We start from the raw sequence: 23,279 nt of genomic DNA on the forward strand, positions 1-23,279 counted from the left end.
TGCATCATTCGACGACGTAGAGATGGATGAGGACCGACCGGGGGCGCCGCTCCCCCATGCCGACGATGATCCTCTCCGACAGCCATGACCAACGGCCGGATGCCTCGAGCCGGGGCGTGCACCGGAAGTACACCTCGCCCGGGTCGACCTCTTCGCCGCGATTGAGCCGTGCGAGGACGTCGGCCTCCGCCACGCGAAGCGCTCGGTTGTCGACGGTGACACGCTCGCCGTCATCCGCCTGGATCAGGTACCGGGCGTGCAGTTCGCTGACGGTGTCCGAGCGCAGCAGCTGGAAGTCCTCTCCCAATGGCAGGACGACGCCCGACAGCCCGGGTCCGGAGACTCGTCCACCGAGGATCGGCACGACGCGGCGCACGCCGCCGTCCGTCGGCCCGACCGTGATGGGCTCGCCCACATCGACCTCGATCGTCGCGAGGAACTGAAGCGGCGGCGGCGTTGGCCCGCTCATGGCGCACCGGCCGAGAACCGTGCCCGCAGCTCGGCCTTGCGGACCTTGCCCGACGCGGTGCGCGGAAGCTGATCGACCACGACGACGCGCTTCGGAATCTTGTACCGGGCGATCGTCCCGGTCAGGTGCTCGCGCACGGATTCGGTGGTGACGGAAGCCTCGTCCGCGACGGTCAGCACCGCCCAGGGCACCTCGCCCCATTGATTGTCGGGGACGCCGATCACGGCGGCGCCGGTCACGCCGTCGATGTCGTTCAGGAGGTTCTCGATCTCTGCGGGATAGATGTTCTCGCCACCGGAGATGATCATGTCCTTCAGCCGGTCGGACACGAAGAGATACCCGTCCTCGTCGAGGTATCCCATGTCGCCCGAGCGGAACCATCCGTCCGGCGAGAACGCGTCGGCCGTCGCTTCGGGAAGGTTGAGGTAGCCGGGGAACACGTTGGGGCCGGCGATCTCGATCTGCCCGACCGTGCCGCGGAGAGCTTCGGCGCCGCTCTCGTCGGTGATGCGCACCTCGGTGAAGAAGTGCGGCAGACCCACACTGCCCTGCTTCTGCCTCGTCATCGCGGGCGACAGCGACGTCGCGCCAGGGGAGGTCTCCGTCATGCCGTAACCCTGCGAGAAGGAGAGGCCTCGCTCCTCATAGGCGTTCAGGATGCGGGTCGGAACGGCCGATCCCCCGCAGGTCAGCTTGGTGAGGGTGGACAGATCCGTGGTGGCCCAATCGGCGTGATCGACGAGCAGCTGGTAGGTCGTGGGGACGCCGCTGAGCATGGTGACGCCGTGCTCCGACATGAGACGAAGTGCTCGGCCGGGGTCGAAGCCCTTCTCGAGCACGATCGTGCCACCCTTCAGCAGGACGGGGAGAGCCCCCATGCCCAGGGAGGCGACGTGGAACAGCGGGGAGATCATCAGCGCGACGTCGCTCGAGACGACGTCGTAGTCGACGAGGCAGTTCAGCGCCACCCAGGTGAGGTTCTGGTGGGAGAGCACGGCGCCCTTCGCCCGCCCGGTGGTGCCCGACGTGTAGATGATCGCCGCAGGGTCCTCGGGTGAGGCGCGAAAGCCGCTCGGCGGCTCGCTCTCGTCCTCGCCGGCCCCTGGAAGATGCTCGCTCGGGAGTTCGCTCGTCTCGATGACGTGGGGCAGGTTCACCGCCGAGACGAGCGGCGCGATGCGCGTCGTGAACTCGCGGTCGTGGATGAACATGTGCGCCCGCGAGTCGGCGAGGACGTGCAGGATCTCCGGCGGAGCCAGCCGGGTGTTGACGGGCACGAAGACGGCTCCCACCTGAGCGCAGCCGAACAAGGTGGCAAGGAACTCCGGGCTGTTCTCGCCGAGATAGGCGACGGCATCCCCCTTGCGGATGCCGCGCGCGGCGAGCAGCGCGGAGACCCGGTCCGCGAAGTCGGCGAGCTGCGCGTAGGTCACGGCCGAGCCGTCGCCGTGGATCAGCGCGGTTTTGCCTGGCGTCTTCAGGCGCCGCTTGCGCAGCCAGGTGTCGAGGCCTGGGTGGTCCATCTCATCCTCTCCGTCGAGGCTTGCTGCCGTCCTGCGGGATCGGTCGTCGAGCGAGCGCCGCGAGACCAAAACGCGCTAGGCGTAGAAGCGATACAGGCCGCGGGCGACCACGGCGGGCTTCGTGCCGCCCTCGATCTCGATGGTCTGGTCGACGCCGAACTGGTAGCCGCCGGCGACTTCGGTGACCTCGGCGATGACGGCCGTCATGCGCACCCGCGCGCCGACTTTCACCGGCGAGATGAACCGCACCTTGTCGAGGCCGTAGTTGACCTTCGTGCTGACCCCCTCGACCTCGAACAGCTCGGTCCAGAAGGTCACGGCCAGGGAGAGGGTCAGGAATCCGTGGGCGATCGGCCCGCCGAAGGGGCCGTCCTTGGCCCGCTCGGGGTCGGTGTGGATCCACTGCTGGTCGCCGGTGGCGTCGGCGAACGTGTTCACCTTCTCCTGCGTGATCTCCAGCCAATCCGTGTATCCGAGGTCGTTGCCGGCGAGGCCGGCGACATCTGCGTAGGCGACGGTGGTGGTCATTGGTGCTCCTTCATTCCGATGGGTCAGGGGGCGAGCCCGAGCAGCCGGGCCGCGTTGTGCTTCATGATCCCCGGCATCACCTCGGGCTTGAGGGGGGTCTGCTCCGCATCCCGGATCCAGCGGTCGGGCATCAGCAGGGGGAAGTCCGATCCGAAGAGGACGCGCTTCTTGAGGATCGAGTTGGCGTATCGCACGAGCTCGGCAGGGAAGTACTTCGGGCTCCAGCCGGACAGGTCGATCCACGTGTTGTGCTTGTGGGTCGCGACGGCAAGCGCCTCGTCCTGCCAGGGCACGGACGGGTGGGCCATGATGATCTGCAGGTCGGGGAAGTCCGCGGCGACGGGGTCGAGCAGCATCGGGTTCGACAGGCCGAGGCGGAACCCGTACCCACCGCGCATGCCGGCGCCGATGCCGGTCTGCCCGGTGTGGAAGAGCGCCGGCACCCCGGCATCCTGAATCGCCGCGTAGAGCGGGTAGTGCGCCTCGTCGCTCGGGTCGAACCCCTGCACGGTCGGGTGGAACTTGAAGCCCCGCACACCGCTCTCCTCGACGAGCCGACGCGCGTCGTCGACGGCCGCGGCACCGCGCAGCGGGTCGACCGAGCCGAACGGGATGAGCACGTCGTTGTTCCGCGCGGCGCCCTCAGCGACCTCCGCCGAGGACAGCGGGGCGTGCCCGAGCCGGGTGCCCGCGTCGACGGTGAAGACCACCGCCGCCATGTGGCGCTCCCGGTAGTACGCGGCGACGCTGTCCAGGTCCGGCCGGGGCGCGTCGGTGCTGAAGTACCGGCTGGCGGCCTCGACCAGATCGGGCGGAAGAGAGGTGTGCCCGTGCTCGTCGACTTCGATGTGCACGTGCATGTCGATCGCCTCGACGGCATCGACGTCGATCGCGGCTTCGTACCGAGTCATCCCGCCCGCCGCCCGCTCAGCGACCGGAAGGCGACTGAGTGCCCGCCCCCGTCGCCGCGCGACCGCGCCGCGCCCCGGTCGTTGAGCGAGCGAAGCGAGACGAAACGCCCCGCGACCGCACCCAGACTGAACACGATCGTCACGCGGACGGCGCCGGGCGCTGGAGATCTTCGGGCAGAGGCGGGAAGCTCTCCCCCACCGACTGCAGCGAGCCGCCGAACTCGCCCGCGAAGTCCGCCTCGAGGGCGTCGTATGTCCACCCACCGTCGCGGTACGCGGTGACGACGGGCTCGGGGTGCGACCAGAGCTGCAGTCGATCGCCGCCGACGCCGATCGCCTGTCCCGTGACGTCGGCTGCGGCATCCGATGCAAGGTACGCGATGACGCCCGCGACATCATCGGACGTGCCGAACCCGAGATCGTGGCGGAAGAACGCGGGCATCGGCTCACCCTTGGCGTCGGCCTCCACGGCCGCGGCGAAGTAGGGCACCGTCGCCGTCATGGCCGTCGCCGCCACGGGGATGACGGCGTTCGCGGTGATCCCCGCGCGCTTGAGCTCGAGAGCCCACGTGCGCACCATGCCGACGATGCCGGCTTTGGCAGCGGCGTAGTTGGTCTGGCCGAAGTTGCCTCGTTGGCCCGTCGGAGAACCGATGCAGATGATCCGCCCGCCCTCACCCTGCTCGCGCATGCGGGTCGCGGCTTCGCGCCCGCAGGTGAAGGTGCCGCGAAGGTGCACGTTGATGACGGTGTCGAAGTCGTCATCGCTCATCTTCCAGAGCACGGTGTCGCGCAGCACGCCGGCGTTCGTGACGAGGATGTCGAGCCGGCCGAAGTTCTCGACCGCTGCAGCGACCAGCTTCTGCGCGGTCTCGGTGGGACCGACCGGCGCCACAACGGCGACGGCCTTGCCTCCCGCGGCCTCGACGGTGGCGACCGCGTCCGCGGCGGTCTGCGCGTCGACGTCGTTGATGACGACGGATGCGCCCTGCCGGGCAAGCTCGGCCGCGTAGGCGAGGCCGAGGCCTCGGCCGGATCCGGTGACGATGGCAACCTTGCCGTTCAGCGACATGCGGAACTCCTTCGTGTCTCGCTACATTGAACGTCAAATCGTTGAACTTGTCAATGATTGAGAACGTGGATGTTTGCTATCCTCGGACCATGAGCAGCGTCGAGTCGAGGCCCGGGAATCCCGGCTGGCGATCCGACGCGGACGCGGATCTGTTCGATGACCCGAGCTTCCTCCTCGCCCGCGTCAACGCCCTGTCGCTTGCGGCGGGAAGTGCGGCTCTCAGCGAGCACCGGCTTCGGGTGCGGTCCTACTCGGTGCTTGCTCTGGCGGCGAGCGGTCGACAGCCTACTCAGCGCGAACTCGCCGAATTCCTCCGCCTGGATCCGAGCCAGGTCGTCGCCCTGGTCGATGACCTGCAGAGCCGTTCCCTGGTCACGAGGCTCCCGGACCCGAACGACCGCCGCGTGAACGTCGTCCTCGCGACGGACGAAGGGCGCGCACTGCACGCGCGCGCCGCGGTGTCGGTGGCGGCGGCCCAGGCCGAGCTGCTCGGCGGTCTGGGCGCCGCGGAGCGCCGGCAGCTCACCGCACTGCTCCGGAAGCTCGCGTTCCCCGATTCCGCAGCCTGATCGCGGTGCTCCGATGGGCACGAGGTCACAGCCACCTCGAGTCCAAAATCGTCCCCGTTGCGAGCCCCTGACCCATGTGAGGGGTGCGCACGTGCCCCCCGCATGCCCGACCGAACGGCAATTCATGTCCATCGCTGTCCGCCTCTGTCTGTCAAGAGAAGGCACGAAAGAGGCCCGGACTCGCAGAATCCTGCGGGACCGGGCCTCTCAGCAGCCGTTTCAGGGGCTCGCGTCAGCTCAGAAGTCCCAGTCCTCGTCTTCGGTGGCGACGGCCTTGCCGATGACGTACGAGGAACCCGACCCCGAGAAGAAGTCGTGGTTCTCGTCGGCGTTCGGCGACAGCGCCGACAGGATCGCCGGGTTCACGTTCGTGACCGATGACGGGAACATCGCCTCGTAGCCGAGGTTCATCAGCGCCTTGTTGGCGTTGTAGTGCAGGAACTTCTTGACGTCCTCCGTCAGGCCGACGCCGTCGTAGAGGTCCTGCGTGTACTGGATCTCGTTGTCGTAGAGCTCGTAGAGCAGCGAGAAGGTGTAGTCCTTGATCTCCTCGCGCTCGCGCTCGCTGACCTTCTCGAGGCCCTTCTGGAACTTGTAGCCGATGTAGTACCCGTGCACGGCTTCGTCGCGGATGATCAGACGGATGAGGTCGGCCGTGTTCGTCAGCTTGGCACGCGACGACCAATGCATCGGCAGATAGAACCCGGAGTAGAAGAGGAAGCTCTCGAGCAGGGTCGATGCGACCTTGCGCTTGAGCGGGCTGTCGCCCTGGTAGTACTCCATGACGATCGCGGCCTTCTTCTGAAGGTTCGGGTTCTCGACCGACCACCGGAACGCCTCGTCGATCTCCTTCGTCGACGCGAGCGTCGAGAAGATCGAGGAGTAGCTCTTCGCGTGCACCGACTCCATGAACGCGATGTTCGTGTACACCGCCTCTTCGTGCGGCGTGATGGCGTCGGGGATGAGCGACACGGCACCGACCGTGGCCTGCACCGTGTCGAGCAGCGTCAGCCCGGTGAACACCCGCATGGTGAGCAGCTGCTCGTCAGGGGTAAGAGTGTTCCAGGACTGGATGTCGTTCGACAGCGGGATCTTCTCGGGCAGCCAGAAGTTGTTGACGAGGCGGTTCCAGACCTCGACGTCCTTGTCGTCCTGGATCCGGTTCCAGTTGATCGCCTCGACGTGCGAGAGCAGCTTGAGCTTTTCGGGGGTCATTGTGATCTTCTTCGCTATTTGTTAGTCGTCTTTACTAAAGCATGCAGGAGACGCACTCGGTCATGTCGGTGCCCTCGAGGGCCATCTGCCGCAGGCGGATGTAGTAGATCGTCTTGATGCCCTTCTTCCAGGCGTAGATCTGCGCGCGGTTGATGTCGCGCGTGGTCGCGGTGTCCTTGAAGAACAGCGTCAGCGAGAGGCCCTGGTCGACGTGCTGCGTCGCCGCGGCGTAGGTGTCGATGACCTTCTCGTAGCCGATCTCGTAGGCGTCCTGGTAGTACTCCAGGTTGTCGTTGGTCATGAACGCCGCCGGGTAGTAGACGCGACCGAGCTTGCCTTCCTTGCGGATCTCGATCTTCGACGCGATCGGGTGGATCGAGGACGTCGAGTTGTTGATGTACGAGATGGACCCGGTCGGCGGCACGGCCTGCAGGTTCTGGTTGTAGATGCCGTGCTGCTGGATGGACGCCTTCAGCGCCACCCAGTCGTCCTGCGTCGGGATGTGCTGGCCGGCGAAGAGCTCTTTGACCTTGGCGGTCTCGGGCTCCCATGCGCGGTCGATGTACTTGTCGAAGAACGCGCCGCTCGCGTACGTCGAGTCCTCGAACCCGTCGAACGCCGTGCCGCGCTCGATCGCGAGGTTGTTCGACGCCCGCAGCGCGTGGAAGAGCACCGTGTAGAAGTAGATGTTCGTGAAGTCGATGCCCTCTTCGGAACCGTAGTGCACGTGCTCGCGCGCGAGGTAGCCGTGCAGGTTCATCTGCCCGAGGCCGATCGCGTGCGACCGGTCGTTGCCGTCCTCGATCGAGCGGACCGAACGGATGTGGCTCTGCTCGCTCACCGCACTCAGGGCGCGGATGGCGGTCTCGACCGTCTTGCCGAGGTCACGGGCATCCATCGACAGCGCGATGTTCATCGAGCCGAGGTTGCACGAGATGTCCTTGCCGATCTCCTTGTACGAGAGGTCCTCGTTGTAGGTCGTCGGGGTGTTCACCTGCAGGATCTCGCTGCACAGGTTGGACATGTTGATGCGGCCCTTGATCGGGTTCGCCTTGTTGACCGTGTCCTCGAACATGACGTACGGGTAGCCCGATTCGAACTGGATCTCGGCGATGGTCTGGAAGAACTCGCGCGCGTTGATCTTCGTCTTCTTGATCCGAGGGTCATCGACCATCTCGCGGTACTTCTCGGTCACCGAGATGTCGCCGAAGGCCTTGCCGTAGACCTTCTCGACGTCGTAGGGCGAGAAGAGGTACATGTCCTCGTCGTTGCGGGCCAGCTCGAACGTGATGTCGGGGATGACGACACCCAGCGACAGCGTCTTGATGCGGATCTTCTCGTCGGCGTTCTCCCGCTTGGTGTCGAGGAAGCGCATGATGTCGGGGTGGTGCGCCGACAGGTAGACCGCGCCGGCGCCCTGACGGGCACCCAGCTGGTTGGCGTAGCTGAAGGAGTCTTCGAGCAGCTTCATCACGGGGATGATGCCGGAGGACTGGTTCTCGATCTGCTTGATCGGCGCGCCGGCCTCACGGATGTTCGAGAGCAGCAGCGCCACGCCGCCGCCCCGCTTGCTGAGCTGCAGGGCCGAGTTGATGCCGCGGGCGATCGACTCCATGTTGTCTTCGATGCGCAGCAGGAAGCACGAGACGAGCTCGCCCCGTTGCGCCTTGCCGGTGTTCAGGAACGTCGGCGTGGCGGGCTGGAAGCGGCCGGAGATGATCTCCTCGACCAGCTCGGTGGCGAGCTTCTGGTCGCCGTCGGCGAGGCCGAGGGCGGTCATCACCACGCGGTCCTCGAAGCGCTCGAGGTAGCGCTTGCCGTCGAACGTCTTGAGCGTGTAGCTCGTGTAGTACTTGAACGCCCCGAGGAACGTCTCGAACCGGAACTTCTTCGAGTACGCGAGGTCGTTGAGCCTCTGGATGAACTCGAACGGGTACTTCTCGAGCACCGCTCCCTCGTAGTACTCCTTCTCGACGAGGTAGTCGAGCCGCTCCTTGAGGGTGTGGAAGAAGACCGTGTTCTGGTTGACGTGCTGCAGGAAGTACTCGCGCGCGGCACGCTTGTCGGCCTGGAACTGGATCTTGCCGTCCGCGCCGTAGAGGTTGAGCATCGCGTTCAGGGAGTGGTAGTCCAACCCCGCGTACGCATCGACCTTTTCGTTCACTGTCGCTTCCACAGTCGTTCCAATCCTTCGCTCACGCGATCTACGTCTTCCGGTGTGCCGAATACTTCGAGCCGGTACAAGTGCGGCACATGGCACTTGCGGCTGATGATGTCGCCGGCGAGACAGAACGACTCGCCGAAGTTTGTGTTCCCCGCGGAGATGACCCCCCGCAGGTTGTTCCGGTTTCGCTCGTCGTTGAGGAACCGGATGACTTGCTTGGGCACCGCTCCGCGCTCCACCCCGCGGCCTTCCCCGCCCCCGTAGGTCGGCGTGATGAGCACATACGGTGCATCCATCACGGGGACAGGGTCGGAGGAATGGAGCGGGATGCGGACCGCGGGCGATCCGAGGGAGCCGGCTTGTTCGAGCTTGGCGACGAAACGAGCCGTGTTTCCGGAGGTGCTGGAGAAGTAGACGACCAGCGGTGCGGACGCGTCGGCCAACCGCGCGTCGCTGCTGCGCAGCGGCACATGTGGTGCTGTGGCCGCGGCGCTCATCGGTCAGGCCAGGCGGGCGGCGAGCTCGTCGATCTTGTCGGGGCGGAAGCCCGACCAGTGGTCTTCATCGGCGATGACGACAGGCGCCTGCAGGTAGCCGAGAGCCTTGACCTGCTCGAGGGCCGCGGGGTCCTGCGAGAGGTCGAGGACCTCGTATTCGATGCCCTTCGAATCGAGCGCGCGGTAGGTCGCCGTGCACTGAACGCAGGAGGGCTTGGTGTAGACGGTGATCGACATGTGTGACCCGTTCTCCCTCTGAATCTGATGGTATGTCCGGCAGTGCCCCCGCCGGGAGTCCAATACTACATATGGGTACCGACATTAGGTAGCACCACAAGGGCTAGTAGTTACATCCGTGTAGTTTTCCACTGCTCTCCCTGAGTACAACACAGGTTGTCCACCGTTTCATCCACAGGGACGGCGCGGATTTCGAACCTGGAAAACGCCTGAATCACGGCTGTTTCGGATGGCGCGGCCAGATCCTCTCCACAGACCAGACGCTACGCGTGGCCTCCGACATCCGATCTCCTGTGGACAACGGGCTCCGGCGTGTCGCGCCCTAGGCTTGTCTCTCGTGGGCGCCTACCGGGATCTGTTGCGAACCCCTGGTGTCGGGCGCATCATCGCGGCGCAGCTGACCGCGCGCTTCCCCAACGGGATGACCTCGCTGGCGATCCTGCTGCACATCGAGCAGGTCACAGGCTCCTACGGCGCCGCCGGACTCGTTCTGGCTGCCACCTCCGTCGGTCAGGCGATCGCCGGCCCGGTGACCAGCCGCTGGATGGGCATCTGGGGCATGCGTCGGGTCCTCACCGTGACCCTGGCGATCTGCGCCCTCGCCATCACCGCCCTGGCGCTGCTGGAGCTGCCCCTTCCCGGGTACATGGCCCTCGGCGTGATCGCGGGCCTTGCGACGCCGCCCATCCAGTCGGCCGCGCGCACCATCTACCCGAAGCTCGTCAACTCCCGGCAGCTCACGCCGCTCTTCTCACTCGATGCGTCGCTGCAGGAGATCATCTGGATCGTGGCGCCGGTCGTCATCACGATCGTGGCGACGCAGGTCGGCACCGTCCAGGCGCTGCTGCTGATCGTCGTCATCCTGATCGGCGGGGGCGCCTGGTTCATCCTGTCGCCCGAGGTGGGCAGGGTGCGCATCCCGCGCAGCCGTCGCGGTCTCGGCAAGGTGCTGATGAAGCCGCCCATCCTGCTCGCCACGGTCGTGGGCTTCCTCCTGATCGGCGCGTGCGCCGCCGTCGAGGCGGGGGTCGTGGCGACCTTCGGGCACAGCGGGCTCGAGGCCGGTCTCGTGCTGGCGGTGTTCTCCATCGGCAGCCTGACGGGGGGCCTGACGTTCGGCCACATCCCGATCGGCCCGTGGGCGATGGCGCGGCGCATGGCGATCCTCGCCGTCGGGCTCTCGCTCACGATCGTCTCGCTGAACATCTGGTGGATCGGCGGCACGCTCTTTCTTGCAGGAATCGGCATCGCCCCCGCCCTCGCGGTGCTCTTCGCGATGACGAGCGCGAGCGTCAAGTTCAGCGAGACCGCCGAGGCGTACGGGTGGATCGGCACGGGCCAGCTCATCGGCGCCGCCGCCGGCTCGGCGGTGGCCGGCTTCCTCATCGACGGCATCGGCCCGCAGGGGGCGTACTGGGCGGCGGCGACGTTCGCCCTGCTCGGCCTTGTCGTGGCGCTGGTGTTCGTGCGCGCCTTCCCCGACCTGCGGCACCGGGATCCGAGCCCCATCCCCGACACCGAGCCGCTGACCCTTCCGACCTCCTGAGCGCTGCGCACCCGCGCCGCGCCCGCTCGTAAACTGGCCGGATGAGCGCACCGCTGACCCTTCCACGGCTGGCGTGGGGCGATCCTTCGGCACGCAGGCGCGCCCTGCTGGTGCACGGCCTCGGCTCGTCCGGTGCGCTGATGTGGCGCATCGGCGTGGGACTCGCGGATGCCGGGTGGCACGCCGAGGCCGTCGACCTGCGGGGTCACGGCTCGGCGCCGCGCGCCCTCGACTACCGGCTCACCGCGTACGCCGCGGACCTTGCCGAGACCCGTCCGGAGGGCGGCGGGCCGTGGGACCTCGTGGTCGGCCATTCGCTCGGGGGCGCGGCATCCGTGCTCGCCGCCGCCGACCGCCCGGACTGGACCCGTCGCCTGGTGCTGGTGGACCCGGGGATCGTCGTGATGCAGCGCGACGCCGAGATCGTGCGCTCCAGCCAGGAGCGCGCGTTCGCCGACAACCGCATCGCCGTGGTGCGGGAGGAGCACCCGAACTGGCATCCGCACGACCTCGAGCTCAAGATCGACGCGGTCGCGCGCGCCAGCCGATGGGCCGTGGAGCAGACCAGCGTGCAGAACCGTCCGTGGGATGTGCGGGATGCCGCAGCGCGCCTCACTGTGCCGACACACGTGCTCGGCGCGGATCCGAAGGTGTACAGCCTGTTCACCGGAGCGACGGCGGAGGCTGTGCTCGCGGCGAACCGCCTCATCACGATGTCGATCGTCGAGGGCGCGGGACACTCGCCACACCGCGACGAGCCGGACGCGACGCTCGCGCAGCTGTTCGCGGCGCTGGGCGACTGATCGCGCCGCGACTGGTCGCGCCGACGTCACGTCACTGCATGTCATGTCACTGGGATCTTCGACCCCTCGTCGATCTCGAGCACGACCGTGACGAAGCTCGGCAGGTTCAGAATGTCGCGCAGCTCGTCGACGGAGGGCACGTCGCCGTCCGGCGCCGTGACATCGACGACGGCCGTCAGGCCCTGCCACTGCACGTCGTCGACGCTCGCCTCCGAATCGTCCCCCAGCCACTCCGCGGTGGAATCGCTGATCTCGACGCTCCACCGCGCGAGGGCGACGGCCACCACGGAATTGGCCGCGAGCGGGATCGTCACGAGCAGCGCCAGCACGCCGACCACCGTGTAGGCGCGGCGGCGATTGGCCGTGGGCAGCGAATCAGGCTCCCTCGCGTAACCCGACATCGTGAACACGATGCTCGCAGCGATGACGAGCGCGACGAGGTTGGAGAGGAAGAGCATCAGCGACCCGAATGCGCCGTTCCAGTCCCCCTGCCCGAGGGTGACGCCGACGACACCCAGCGGCGGAACGAGCGAAATCGCGATCGCGACACCCGGCAGCACCGCACTCAGGTCCCGCCGGGCGAGGGCGAAGGCACCGGCCGTTCCGGTGGCGATCGCCGCGAGGAGGTCGAGCAGACCCGGTGCCGTGCGGCTGGTGATCTGTGAGTTGGTGGAGAGGCTCGCGGGATCCGCGATCACCGCCGAGAAGACGACGCCCAGCACGATCACGATCAGCATGCCCGCGACGACCCAGAAGATCGACCTCACCACCAGGCTGAGGTGACCGGTCACGATGCCGAGACCGATGCCCTGGATCGGCGTCGCCAGCGGTGCGATGATCATCGCGCCGATCACCGTGGCGGTGGAGTCTGTCAGGATGCCGGCGATCGCGATGACGGCGGACAGGGTCAGCATGATGAGGAATCCACTGCGCTTGCTGATCACGTCGCCGTGGTCGAGGTCGAGTGAATCGTTCAGCACGGCGACCGGCTGGCGTTGCGACACGGGGATCAGCGACTGCGTCATTCGCGACATGTCCACATCATGCTCCCGGCGCGGTCGGGGATGACGGGGCCGCGCCGCCACGCACGCCGCCGGGACAGAATGGACGGGTGACCGCTCCCGGATTCGACCCCGCCGCTCTCCTTCCCGACGAGCTGCTCGAGCGCATCCGCTCCCGCGCGGCGACGCACGACCGGGCGAACACCTTCCCGCAGCAGGATCTCGACGAGCTGAAGGCCGCCGGTTACCTGTCGATCCTGGTGCCGCGCGACCGTGGAGGCGCCGGGCTCGGCCTCGCCGAGGCATCCGTGCTGCAGCAGCGCCTTGCCGGCGCCGCCCCCGCCACCGCGCTCGCCATCAACATGCACCTCGTGTGGACGGGCGTGGCCAAGGTGCTGCGCGATCGCGGAATCGACGACCTGGCGTTCGTGCAGGAGGGCGCGGCGGCCGGGGAAGTGTTCGCCTTCGGCATCAGCGAGGCCGGCAATGACCTCGTCCTCTTCGGAAGCGACACGGATGCCGCCCCGCAGCCCGACGGCTCGTACGCCTTCACCGGCACCAAGATCTTCACGTCCCTCGCCCCGGTCTGGACACAGCTCGGGCTGCACGGCCTCGACACCACGTCCCCGGACGCGCCGCAGATGATCTACGCCTTCGTCGCGCGGGCGGATGCCGAGGCCGGCGGCACCCTCGTGACGAGGGACGATTGGGACACCCTCGGCATGCGGGGCACCCAGAGCCGCACCACCGAGCTGCACGGCGCCGTCGCCCCACCGGACCGGGTCGTGCGGCGCATCCCGCCGGGCCCGAATCCCGACCCCCTGGTCTTCGGCCTCTTCGGGGTCTTCGAGCTGCTGCTGGCCTCGGTCTACACCGGGATCGCCCGCCGTGCCCTGGAGCTCGCCGTCCAGACCGCCGGAAAGCGGCGGTCGAAGAAGACCGGCAAGACCTACAGCCAGGACCCCGACATCCGCTGGCGCGTCGCCGAGATGGCGCTGGCGTACGACGCGCTTCCGCCGCAGCTCGAGGCGATCGGGCGCGACATAGACGGCTTCGTCGATCACGGCTCCCGGTGGTTCTCGCTGCTCGCCGGCGTGAAGCACCGCGCCGTCACCATGGCCAAGACCGTGGTGGATGACGCGATCCTCGTGGCGGGCGGCTCGTCGTACTTCTCCGGATCCGAGCTCAGCCGGCTGTACCGCGACGTGCTCGCCGGCCTCTTCCACCCCTCGGATCCGGAATCGGCCCATTCCACTGTCGCGAGCGCCTGGCTCGGCCCGGTGGATGCATAGTGCGCACGGCGCCGAACACCTCGGCTTCTCGACCCTGCGACAACGGAGGACACGCATGAGCACGACCGTCTTCGATCGACGGCCGCCATCGGCGAGGGCGGTGACGGACGCGCTCTCGACGACGCAGCCCTCGGTGTTCTGGCTGGACGACGTCGAACGCCCCCGGCATCCATCCCTGCGAGGAGAGGTCCGAGCCGACCTCGCCGTCGTCGGCGGGGGTTACGCGGGTCTGTGGACCGCGGTGCGCGCGAAGGAGCGCGACCCGGAGCGCCGAGTGGTGCTCGTGGAAGCGGCCGGCATCGGATGGGCCGCCTCCGGCCGCAACGGCGGCTTCTGCGAGGCGAGCATCACGCACGGCCACGAGAACGGCGTCACCCGCTGGCCGAAGGAGATCGACCGGCTGGAGCGGCTCGGCGCGGAGAACCTCGACGACATCGAGGCCACCGTCGGCCGCTACGGCATGGACGTCGACTTCGAGCGCACCGGGGCGCTCAGCGTCGCTACCGAGCCGCATCAGGTGGAATGGCTGCGAGAGGAGGAGGGGTTCCTCGATACGGATGCCGTGCGCGCCGAGGTCCACTCCCCCACCTATCTGGCCGGGGCGTGGGACAAGCGGTCGAACGCGCTCGTGCATCCGGCGAAGCTCGCCCTCGAGCTCGCGCGTGTGGCCGCGGAGCTCGGCGTCGAGATCTTCGAGCACTCCCCCGTGCGCGGCCTCGAGGGCACGCACCCCGTGTCGGTGCGCACGGAGCACGGCCGGGTCCTCGCCCGCGACGTCGTGCTGGCGACCAACGTCTTCCCGTCGCTGCTGAAGCGCAACCGGCTCATGACCGTGCCGGTCTACGACTACGTGCTGATGACGGAGCCGCTCGACGCGGAGCAGCTGGCCGGCATCGGCTGGTCGCACCGACAGGGCCTCAGCGACTCGGCGAACCAGTTCCACTACTACCGGCTCACGGCCGGGAATCGGATCCTGTTCGGCGGGTACGACGCCGTCTACCATTATGGCGGGCGTGTCCGGGCCCGGTACGAGGACCGGCCGGAGACCTACCGCACACTCGCCGAGCACTTCTTCACGACGTTCCCGCAACTCGAGGGGCTGCGGTTCACGCATCGCTGGGCCGGTGCGATCGACACCTGCACGCGCTTCTGCGCGTACTACGGCACCGCACGCGAGGGGCGGGTTGCGTATGCCGCGGGGTTCACGGGGCTCGGTGTCGGCGCGACCCGGTTCGCCGCCGATGTGATGCTCGATCTGCTCGAGGGGGCACCCACCGAACGCACCGACCTCGAGATGGTGCGGCGACGCCCGCTCCCGTTCCCGCCCGAGCCGGCGGCTGCGATCGGGATCAACCTCACCCGCCGCTCGCTCGACCGCGCCGACCGCCACGGGGGCCGTCGCGACGTGCTGCTCAGAACGCTGGATGCCCTCGGCCTGGGTTTCGATTCCTGACGGCGACCGCCGAGGGGACGTCGCTGGCCACTCACCGGTCGCCCAGCGACACTTCCGTCTCCTGCCGGCACCGCGAAGCGCCCAGCCGACACTTCGTGTCGCTTCGACCCGCACGGGGCGAGCGAAGCGCGACGAAGTGTCGCTCGGTGTGGGTCGGGCCGGCGCAGCGGAGGGCATGCGAGGATGGCGTGATGGCGCGCACCCCCACGGCCCTGCTGAGCCCCGCGGACCAGGAGCGACGCCGGGCGCTCCGCACGATGAAGGGCGTCGCGCTCGGCGCCCTGCTGCTGATGGCGCTGCTGTTCGTCGTGGCCTTCGCCCTGCAGAGCACGTACCCCGGAATGGCATACGTGCGGGCATTCGCTGAGGGCGGCATGGTCGGTGCCCTGGCTGACTGGTTCGCCGTGACGGCCCTGTTCCGGCATCCGCTCGGCATCCCGATCCCGCACACGGCCATCATCCCGAACCGCAAGGACGAGATCGGCCGCACGCTGGGCGAGTTCGTCGAGACGAACTTCCTCTCGGGCGAGATCGTGCGCACTAAGCTCGAAGCGACGCACATCGCGGAGCGCCTCGGCGCATGGCTGAGAACCCCCGCGCACGCCGAGCGCGTGGCGACGGAGGGGGCGGCGATGGCCGCCGGGGTGCTTCGCGCCCTCAGCGACGACGACGTGCGCGAGGTGATCGAAGACCTCGCCCGCGAGCATCTGATCGAACCGGAATGGGGGCCGCCCGCCGGCGCGTGGCTCACCCGGGTCATCGGGTCCGGCGCACATCACGGGGCGGTCGACCTCGCCGTCGACAGCATCCTGGGCTGGCTCGAAGTGAACTACGCGGCGTTCGAGGGCCTGGTATCCCGCCGGCTGCCCGCTTGGCTGCCGCGGATGGCGGCGCGGCTGGTCGATGACACCGTCTACCGCGAGGCGGTGACGTTCATGCTCGCGATGCAGGCAGATCCGCAGCACTCCGCCCGCATCGCCATCGACGACTATCTCACCCGGCTTGCCGACAACCTGCAGCACGACCCGGAGACGATCGGCAAGCTGGAAGACGCGAAGTCCCGGATCTTCGACAGCCCCCGGGTGCGCGAACTGGCGGGCGAGGCGTGGAACACCGCGAAGACGGGGCTGCTGAAGGCGCTCGAAGATCCGGCCAGCGGGCTGCGGGTGCGGGCCAAGGCCGCGCTCGAAGAGGTGGGCGAGCGCCTGACGAAGGATCCCTCGCTGCAGCACCGCGTCGACGAATGGGTGACGAACGCCGCGGTCTTCCTCGTCGACCGCTACCGCCACGACATCGCGAGCATCATCACCGAAACAGTGGAGCGGTGGGATCCGGATGAGACCACGGAGAAGATCGAGCTCATGGTCGGCCGGGACCTGCAGTACATCCGCCTCAACGGCACGTTCGTCGGCGCGCTCGCGGGGCTCGTCATCTTCACGATCGCCCACGCGCTGCTGGGCTGAAATCTACGACTCGTTCGGGCGCGAAGCCACTAGCCTGGTGGCGTGAGCGACGCCCCCGCGAACGAGATCCTCTTCACCTATGACACTCTGCGCATCCCGCAGGTGCAGCTGGACACCTTCGGTCGCTTGATGAACGGCGACGCCGACGTGCTGCCCTGTTACACGGTCGATTACGTCGATATCGAGGACCCGCACGCCGTCAGAAGCGCGCAGGCGTCGCGCCCCATCGTGCGGCGCACCGGCAATCCGCTCGACAAGGTGGTCGGCGCCGCAGTGCGCATCACGGAGGATGAGCTGGACGCCGCCGACGAGTACAAGGTGGAGGAGTACCACCGCGAGCGGGTGCGCCTGGCGAGCGGCTTGGATGCATGGGTCTACGTCGGCCACGGGATGGATCGTGCGATCCACCCCGAGTAGCGACACGGAGCCGGAGTAGCCTCAACCCGTGGCGCTTCCCTCCGATCCCCTTTGGCCCCGAGCCGGCGGTTGGCCGGCCATGGATGACTCGGGGGACGCCCTCGATGCGGTGATCGTCGGGGTGCCCGCGTGGCGGACCTCGCTCTCGCCCACGGGCGCGCACGCGACCCCCGCCGCCGTGCGAGAGGCGCTCCGCCGCTACAGCCCGACCCTGATGGCCGGACCCGTCGATGTCGGCGCGCTGCGCGTCGCGGATGCCGGCGACGTCCCCGAGCCCGATGGCCCCGACGGCGAGTCCGCAGTGCGATCGCTCGTGGCCGCGGCGAGGGCACGGGCGCGCCTGGTGGTGGCGCTCGGCGGCGACAACAGCGCGACGTACGCGATGGCGCAGGGCGCCGGATCCGCCGGCCTCATCACGATCGACGCGCACTTCGACCTGCGCGACGGAGTCTCGAACGGGTCGCCCGTCCGGCGCCTCGTCGAGGACGGCTTCGACGGCCGGCGCATCGTGCAGGTCGGCATCGCCGACTTCGCGAACTCGGCGGCGTACGCCCGGCGGGCGCGCGACTACGGCATCACCGTCATCGGCCTCGACGACGTGCGGCGCCGGGGCGCAGCCGACGTGATGGCCGAGGCCTTGGAGGTCGCGGGATCGGGCGGCGGCGACATCCATCTCGACATCGATGTCGACGTGTGCGACCGTTCCGTCGCCCCCGGGTGCCCCGCGAGCATCCCCGGCGGACTGGCCGCGTGGGAGCTGCGCGCGCTCGTGCGCGCCGCGGCATCCGACGTCCATCTCGCGTCGGCCGACATCGTCGAAGTGGATGCCACGGCCGACGCCCCGGATGGGCGTACGGTGCGTCTCGCGGCTTTATGCGTGCTGGAGCTGCTGGCGGGCGTATCTTTGCGATCGTGAAGACCCTCGTGCTCGCCCGCCACGCCAAATCCAGTTGGGACGAGGCCGATATCGATGACCACGACCGGCCGTTGAACGATCGCGGCGAGCACGACGCGCCGCGCATGGCGAAGCGGCTCGCGGGGACCGGAGTCGTGCTCGATGCCATCCTCTCCAGCACCGCGCTGCGCGCCCTCACGACGGCGGAGGTCTTCGCCGTCGTGCTCGGCCTTCCCGTCGAGCAGGACCAGCGCCTCTACGGAGCATCGCCCTCGGACATCACGGCCATCGTGGCCGAGCGCGACGTGGACGGCGTGATGGTCGTGGCGCACGACCCCGGCATGAGCGTCCTCGCCGGCCGATTCGCGCCGGACATCGTGCACATGCCGACGTGTGCGGTCGCGACCTTCACCTGGGCGGACGGCAGCGGAGATTCGTGGGAGACGGCCCTCGCCTCCGCGCCGACGAACTGGCGTTTCGACGCACCGCGGCTGAGCTGATCCTGCGAAGCGGGGCTTGACGAAGAGCGGCGGCTCAGTCCACGGCCGCGAGGCGGCTCTGTTCACGGCAGCGAGGCGGCTCTGTTCACGGCCGCGAGGCGGCTCAGGCGAGCGCGCCGTCCTTCCAGACGCTCCGCACGAGTGGCACGCCCGGACGGTAGGCGAGGTGCACGCGCGTCGGCGCATCGAGCAGCACCAGGTCGGCGCGCATCCCCGGTGCGAGGGTGCCGATATCGTCGCGGCGCAGCGCTCGGGCGCCGCCGGCGGTGGCGGCCCAGACGGCCTCGGCCGGCGTCATCCGCATCTCGCGCACGGCGAGCGCGATCATGAGCGGCATCGAACTGGTGAAGCTCGAACCGGGGTTGCAGTCGCTCGCGATCGCGACGGTCACGCCGGCGTCGAGCAGCGTCCTCGCGTCGGGATAGGGCTGCCGGGTCGAGAACTCCACGCCCGGCAGCAGCGTCGCGACGGTGCCGGAGGATGCGAGTGCGGCGACATCCGCATCGTCGAGGTACGTGCAGTGATCGACGGATGCCGCGCCCAGCGCCGCGGCGATGCGTGCGCCCTCTCCGGGGCCGAGCTGGTTGCCGTGCACGCGCGCTTCGAGGCCCCGGGCGATGCCGGCGGCGAGGATTCGGCGGGTCTCGTCGGGCGTAAAGGCCCCGGTCTCGCAGAACACGTCGATCCACCGTGCGTGCGGCGCGCAGGCGTCGAGCATGGGCCCGCACACCAGGTCCACGTACTCGTCTCGGCGATCGGTGTACTCGGCCGGAACGAGGTGCGCACCGAGGAACGTGACCTCCGGGGTGACCTCGGCGGCGAGGCGGGCGAGGCGCTCCTCGTCGGCGACCGTCAGCCCGTAGCCGGTCTTGATCTCCAGCGTGGTCGTGCCCTGCGATCGTGTCTCGGCCACGAAACCCGCCAGCCGGCGGCGCAGGTCGACGTCGCTCGTGGCCCGGGTCGCCGCCACCGTGCGCCGTATTCCGCCCGCGGCATACGGCGTGCCCGACATCCGTGCCTCGAACTCGTCGGCTCGGTCACCGCCGAAGACGAGGTGCGTGTGGCTGTCGACGAACCCCGGGATCACCGCCCGCCCGCCGGCATCCACGATCTCGGTCCCCCGCTCCTCGCGGGTTCGGGGCGCGATCCCTCCGTCGTCCGGGGTTTGGGGCGCGCTCCGTCCGCCGGGGCGCGCTACGTGCGCCCCGAAGTACGTAATGCGCCCCAAACCCAGGGTTTCGACGTCGGCGGCGGCGCCGACCCACGCGATCCTGGTGCCCTCGATCAGCACGGCGGCGTCGCGGATCGTGCCGCACGGGTCGCCGTCGGCGGCGATGTTCGTCGTCAGCTCGCCGATGTTGGTGAGAAGGGTCGCGGTCATAGCATCGGGATGTCCAGGCCGCGCTCGCGCGCGACCTCCTTGGCTCTGTCGTAGCCGGCATCCACGTGCCGCATGACACCGGTGCCCGGGTCGTTGATCAGCACCCGCTCGAGTTTCTCGGCCGCGAGCGCGCTGCCGTCCGCGACGGTGACCTGTCCGGCGTGGATGCTGCGGCCGATGCCGACGCCTCCGCCGTGGTGGATCGACACCCACGAGGCGCCGCTCGAGGTGTTGAGCAGGGCGTTCAGCAGCGGCCAGTCGGCGATCGCGTCGGAACCGTCCGCCATCGCCTCCGTCTCCCGGTACGGCGAGGCCACCGATCCGGCGTCCAGGTGGTCCCGGCCGATGACGATCGGAGCGGAGAGCTCGCCCGAGGCCACCATCTCGTTGAACTTCAGGCCGGCGAGGTGCCTTTCCTTGTACCCCAGCCAGCAGATGCGCGCGGGCAGCCCCTCGAAGTGCACGGCGTCGCCGGCCTTCTCCAGCCAGCGCACGAGCCCGGCGTTGTCGGGGAACAGGTTCATCATCGCGCGGTCGGTCTTGCGGATGTCCTCCGGGTCTCCGGACAGCGCCACCCACCGGAACGGTCCGCGGCCCTCGGCGAACTGCGGCCGGATGTACGCCGGCACGAAGCCGGGGAACTCGAAGGCTCGTGTGAAACCGCCCAGCTGCGCCTCCGCGCGGATCGAGTTGCCGTAGTCGAAGACGGTGGCACCGGCATCCTGGAACCCGACCATGGCGGCCACCTGCTTGGCCATGCTGCCGCGCGCGCGGTCGGTGAACCCCACCGGGTCGCGCTCGGCCTCCGCTGCCCAGTCCTCGACATCCACCCCGACCGGCAGGTAGGCGAGCGGATCGTGCGCGCTCGTCTGGTCGGTCACGATGTCGATCGGGATGCCGCGCTGCAGCAGCTCCGGGAACACCAGGGCCGCATTGCCGACGACGCCGACGCTGAGCGCGCGGCCCTCGTCCTTCGCGGAGACGACGCGCGCGACGGCGTCGTCGAGGCCGGTCGTGTACTCGTCGAGGTAGCCGTGCTCCACGCGGCGGGCGAGGCGCGATTCGTCCACGTCGACGATCAGCACGGCGCCGCCGTTGAGGGTCACGGCCAGCGGCTGCGCGCCGCCCATGCCGCCGCATCCGCCGGTCAGCGTGAGGGTGCCGGCGAGGTCGTCGCGGCCGAGCGACCGTGCGACGGCGGCGAACGTCTCGTACGTTCCCTGCAGGATGCCCTGCGTGCCGATGTAGATCCACGAGCCGGCAGTCATCTGCCCGTACATCGTGAGCCCGAGCTGCTCGAGGCGGCGGAACTCCGGCCACGTCGCCCAGTCCCCCACGAGGTTCGAGTTGGCGATCAGCACCCGCGGCGCCCACTCATGGGTGCGGAAGACGCCCACCGGCTTGCCGGACTGCACCAGCAGCGTCTCATCGGGCTCCAGCTCGTCAAGGGTTCGGACGATCGCGTCGTACGCCTCCCAGCTGCGCGCTGCCTTGCCGGTGCCGCCATAGACCACGAGGTCTTCGGGGTGCTCGGCGACCTCGGGGTCGAGGTTGTTCATCAGCATCCGCTTGGCGGCCTCGGCACCCCAGCTCTTGGCCGTGCGCTGATTGCCGCGCGCGGCACGGATGTGGCGCTCAGCGGTCGCCGAGCCTGTCGTCGCCGAGCCTGTCGTCGCCGAGCCAGCGGTCGCTGAGCCAGCGGTCGCTGAGCCTGTCGAAGCGTCGTGGGTGGTCATCGCACTGCTCCTTCCGCGGCGGCCGCGATCTGCCCCGAGAGCACCAGCGCGGTCACCGCCTCGATGTCGGGGGAGAGGAAGTGGTCGGGGCCTGGGCCGCGCGCAACGGTGCGCACCAGATCGCGCACCGCGCCGGTGGCGGGGCCGGGGTGCAGCGGGGCGCGCAGATCGATCGCGCGGGCGCCGGTCAGCACCTCGATCGCCAGCACGCGCGCGAGCCCGTCGATGCCCCGGCGCAGCTTGCGCGCTGCCGCCCAGCCCATCGAGACGTGATCCTCCTGCATGGCGCTGGAGGGGATCGAATCGACGGATGCCGGTACGGCGAGCCGTTTGAGCTCCGACACGATCCCGGCGGCGGCATACTGCGCGATCATCAGCCCCGAGTCGACGCCCACCTCGTCGGCGAGGAAGGGCGGGAGCCCGTTGCTGCGGGTCCTGTCGAGGGCCCGGTCGGTGCGGCGCTCGGAGATCGAGGCCACGTCGGCGACGGCGATCGCGAGGAAGTCGAGCACGTACGCCACCGGCGCCCCGTGGAAGTTGCCGTTCGACTCCACGCGGTCATCGTCGGTGATCACCGGGTTGTCGACCGCGCTCGCGAGCTCGCGCGAGGCGATCATGGCGGCATGGTCGACGGTGTCGCGGGCGGCGCCGTGCACCTGGGGTGCGCAGCGCAGCGAGTACGCGTCCTGGACCCGGGTGCACACCGCCGGGTCGCGATGGCTCGCGACGAGAGGCGAGTTCGCGAGGAAGGCACGCAGGTTCGCCGCGGATGCCGCCTGCCCGGCTTGCGGGCGCAGCGCCATGAGATCCGCGGCGAAGACCGCATCGGTGCCGAGCTGGCTCTCGATCGACATGGCGGCCGCGACATCCGCCGTGTCCAGCAGCATCGAGAGGTCGTGCAGCGCGAGCAGCAGCATCCCGAGCATGCCGTCGGTGCCGTTGATGAGGGCGAGGCCCTCCTTCTCGCGGAGCACGAGCGGCTCGATGCCGGCCTCGGCGAGCGCTGCGGATGCGCCCTTCGTGTCGCTGCGCTCGCTCAGGGACCGAGCGAAGTCGATCACCCGCACGTCCGACTCCCCCATCGCCGCGAGGGCGATGTGCGAGAGCGGCGCGAGGTCGCCCGAGCATCCGAGCGACCCGTACTCCCGCACGATCGGCGTGATGCCGGCGTTCAGCATGGCGGCGTACGTCTCCACGACGACGGGGCGCACCCCGGTATGGCCCGTGGCGAGGGTCTGAAGGCGCAGCAGCTGGAGGGCCCGCACCACCTCGGTCTCCACCTCGGCTCCCGTGCCGGCGGCGTGCGAGCGGATCAGGCTCGCCTGCAGCTGCGCTCGCCGGTCCTCGGCGATGAAGGTGGTCGCCAGGGCGCCGAAGCCGGTGGAGATGCCGTAGTGGGGCTCGGGGTCCGACGCCAGCGACTCGACGAGCGCACGGGATGCCGCCACGCGGTCCATCGCGGGGGCATCGAGCTCGACGCGAGCGCCATAGCGCGCCACAGCGACGACGTCTTGGGGGTCGAGCGGCGCCGCGCCGACGACGACGTTCCGGGGTGCGGCGGCGCGCGCGTGTTCGGGCGTGAGAGGAGGAGGGCTGACGGTGGTCAT

At 69.0% G+C, this 23,279-nt stretch carries 22 protein-coding genes; 9 read left to right on the forward strand and 13 right to left on the reverse strand.

The features are described 5' to 3' along the window. Positions 1-4 precede the first annotated feature (4 nt). The 5 genes from ACPW96_RS19520 to ACPW96_RS19540 form a co-directional block, all read right to left on the reverse strand. Positions 5-469, reverse strand: coding sequence for a DUF3237 domain-containing protein (locus ACPW96_RS19520; RefSeq protein WP_425885100.1), 465 nt, complete (start codon positions 467-469; stop codon positions 5-7). Then, on the reverse strand, positions 466-1,992 hold the full coding sequence (gene menE, locus ACPW96_RS19525; RefSeq protein ID WP_425885101.1) for an o-succinylbenzoate--CoA ligase: 1,527 nt from the start codon (positions 1,990-1,992) through the stop codon (positions 466-468). Before menE ends, ACPW96_RS19520 begins: the two co-directional genes overlap by 4 nt. Before the next feature lie 75 nt (positions 1,993-2,067). Then, positions 2,068-2,520 (reverse strand): MaoC family dehydratase, encoded by a 453-nt coding sequence (locus tag ACPW96_RS19530; RefSeq protein WP_425885102.1) that lies wholly within the window; start codon positions 2,518-2,520, stop codon positions 2,068-2,070. Positions 2,521-2,543: 23 nt separating this feature from the next. Continuing rightward, positions 2,544-3,431 carry an amidohydrolase family protein gene (locus tag ACPW96_RS19535; protein WP_425885103.1) on the reverse strand — a complete coding sequence of 296 codons (888 nt, stop codon included), beginning with the start codon at positions 3,429-3,431 and terminating at the stop codon, positions 2,544-2,546. A gap of 139 nt (positions 3,432-3,570) precedes the next feature. Beyond that, on the reverse strand, positions 3,571-4,503 hold the full coding sequence (locus ACPW96_RS19540; RefSeq protein ID WP_425885105.1) for an SDR family NAD(P)-dependent oxidoreductase: 933 nt from the start codon (positions 4,501-4,503) through the stop codon (positions 3,571-3,573). Positions 4,504-4,592: 89 nt separating this feature from the next. Between ACPW96_RS19540 and ACPW96_RS19545 the strand changes: the two genes are divergently transcribed. Continuing rightward, positions 4,593-5,072, forward strand: a complete 480-nt coding sequence (locus tag ACPW96_RS19545) for a MarR family winged helix-turn-helix transcriptional regulator (RefSeq protein ID WP_425885107.1) — start codon at positions 4,593-4,595, stop codon at positions 5,070-5,072. A gap of 237 nt (positions 5,073-5,309) precedes the next feature. Here the strand turns inward: ACPW96_RS19545 and nrdF are convergent, their stop codons facing one another. The 4 genes from nrdF to nrdH are packed head-to-tail and all read right to left on the reverse strand — an operon-like array spanning position 5,310 to position 9,185. Continuing rightward, positions 5,310-6,287, reverse strand: a complete 978-nt coding sequence (gene nrdF, locus ACPW96_RS19550) for a class 1b ribonucleoside-diphosphate reductase subunit beta (RefSeq protein WP_425821027.1) — start codon at positions 6,285-6,287, stop codon at positions 5,310-5,312. Positions 6,288-6,321: 34 nt separating this feature from the next. Further along, on the reverse strand, positions 6,322-8,451 hold the full coding sequence (gene nrdE, locus ACPW96_RS19555; RefSeq protein WP_425821026.1) for a class 1b ribonucleoside-diphosphate reductase subunit alpha: 2,130 nt from the start codon (positions 8,449-8,451) through the stop codon (positions 6,322-6,324). After that, positions 8,448-8,948: a class Ib ribonucleoside-diphosphate reductase assembly flavoprotein NrdI gene (nrdI, locus tag ACPW96_RS19560; protein ID WP_425885109.1), complete on the reverse strand. Its 501-nt coding sequence runs from the start codon at positions 8,946-8,948 to the stop codon at positions 8,448-8,450. Before nrdI ends, nrdE begins: the two co-directional genes overlap by 4 nt. A 3-nt stretch (positions 8,949-8,951) precedes the next feature. Further along, complete coding sequence (nrdH, locus tag ACPW96_RS19565) at positions 8,952-9,185, reverse strand: glutaredoxin-like protein NrdH (RefSeq protein ID WP_425821024.1); 234 nt, start codon at positions 9,183-9,185, stop codon at positions 8,952-8,954. Between the two features lie 337 nt (positions 9,186-9,522). Between nrdH and ACPW96_RS19570 the strand changes: the two genes are divergently transcribed. Beyond that, on the forward strand, positions 9,523-10,731 hold the full coding sequence (locus tag ACPW96_RS19570; RefSeq protein WP_425821023.1) for an MFS transporter: 1,209 nt from the start codon (positions 9,523-9,525) through the stop codon (positions 10,729-10,731). A 41-nt stretch (positions 10,732-10,772) separates the two neighbouring features. Continuing rightward, on the forward strand, positions 10,773-11,534 hold the full coding sequence (locus ACPW96_RS19575) for an alpha/beta fold hydrolase (RefSeq protein ID WP_425885111.1): 762 nt from the start codon (positions 10,773-10,775) through the stop codon (positions 11,532-11,534). A 41-nt stretch (positions 11,535-11,575) separates the two neighbouring features. On the opposite strand, the gene ACPW96_RS19580 is transcribed toward ACPW96_RS19575, so the two are convergent. Further along, the gene (locus tag ACPW96_RS19580; protein ID WP_425821021.1) at positions 11,576-12,568 is read right to left on the reverse strand and encodes a TIGR00341 family protein; all 993 of its coding nucleotides are present in this window, start codon (positions 12,566-12,568) and stop codon (positions 11,576-11,578) included. A 77-nt stretch (positions 12,569-12,645) separates the two neighbouring features. On the opposite strand from ACPW96_RS19580, the gene ACPW96_RS19585 reads away from it, so the two are divergent. The 6 genes from ACPW96_RS19585 (at position 12,646) to ACPW96_RS19610 (ending at position 18,555) form a co-directional block, all read left to right on the forward strand. Beyond that, complete coding sequence (locus tag ACPW96_RS19585; protein WP_425885113.1) at positions 12,646-13,827, forward strand: acyl-CoA dehydrogenase family protein; 1,182 nt, start codon at positions 12,646-12,648, stop codon at positions 13,825-13,827. A 55-nt stretch (positions 13,828-13,882) separates the two neighbouring features. Then, on the forward strand, positions 13,883-15,280 hold the full coding sequence (locus ACPW96_RS19590; protein WP_425885114.1) for an NAD(P)/FAD-dependent oxidoreductase: 1,398 nt from the start codon (positions 13,883-13,885) through the stop codon (positions 15,278-15,280). Positions 15,281-15,471: 191 nt separating this feature from the next. Beyond that, positions 15,472-16,743, forward strand: coding sequence for a DUF445 domain-containing protein (locus ACPW96_RS19595; protein ID WP_425885116.1), 1,272 nt, complete (start codon positions 15,472-15,474; stop codon positions 16,741-16,743). Between the two features lie 42 nt (positions 16,744-16,785). Beyond that, positions 16,786-17,160: a gamma-glutamylcyclotransferase gene (locus ACPW96_RS19600; RefSeq protein WP_425885118.1), complete on the forward strand. Its 375-nt coding sequence runs from the start codon at positions 16,786-16,788 to the stop codon at positions 17,158-17,160. 28 nt (positions 17,161-17,188) lie between these two features. Further along, complete coding sequence (locus tag ACPW96_RS19605) at positions 17,189-18,076, forward strand: arginase family protein (RefSeq protein WP_425885120.1); 888 nt, start codon at positions 17,189-17,191, stop codon at positions 18,074-18,076. Then, complete coding sequence (locus tag ACPW96_RS19610; protein ID WP_425885121.1) at positions 18,073-18,555, forward strand: SixA phosphatase family protein; 483 nt, start codon at positions 18,073-18,075, stop codon at positions 18,553-18,555. Before ACPW96_RS19605 ends, ACPW96_RS19610 begins: the two co-directional genes overlap by 4 nt. A gap of 103 nt (positions 18,556-18,658) precedes the next feature. Here ACPW96_RS19610 and hutI read toward each other — a convergent pair whose 3' ends face one another. From hutI to hutH, 3 genes are read right to left on the reverse strand one after another with little or no spacing between them, the layout of a single operon-like run. Further along, on the reverse strand, positions 18,659-19,936 hold the full coding sequence (gene hutI, locus ACPW96_RS19615; RefSeq protein WP_425885122.1) for an imidazolonepropionase: 1,278 nt from the start codon (positions 19,934-19,936) through the stop codon (positions 18,659-18,661). Next, positions 19,933-21,672: a urocanate hydratase gene (gene hutU / locus ACPW96_RS19620; protein ID WP_425885124.1), complete on the reverse strand. Its 1,740-nt coding sequence runs from the start codon at positions 21,670-21,672 to the stop codon at positions 19,933-19,935. The genes hutI and hutU overlap by 4 nt, the downstream gene beginning before the upstream one ends. Then, positions 21,669-23,279 carry a histidine ammonia-lyase gene (hutH, locus tag ACPW96_RS19625; protein ID WP_425885126.1) on the reverse strand — a complete coding sequence of 537 codons (1,611 nt, stop codon included), beginning with the start codon at positions 23,277-23,279 and terminating at the stop codon, positions 21,669-21,671. The genes hutU and hutH overlap by 4 nt, the downstream gene beginning before the upstream one ends.

The organism is Micromonospora sp. DT81.3 (genome assembly GCF_049847225.1).
Taxonomy (GTDB): Bacteria; Actinomycetota; Actinomycetes; order Actinomycetales; family Microbacteriaceae; genus Microbacterium.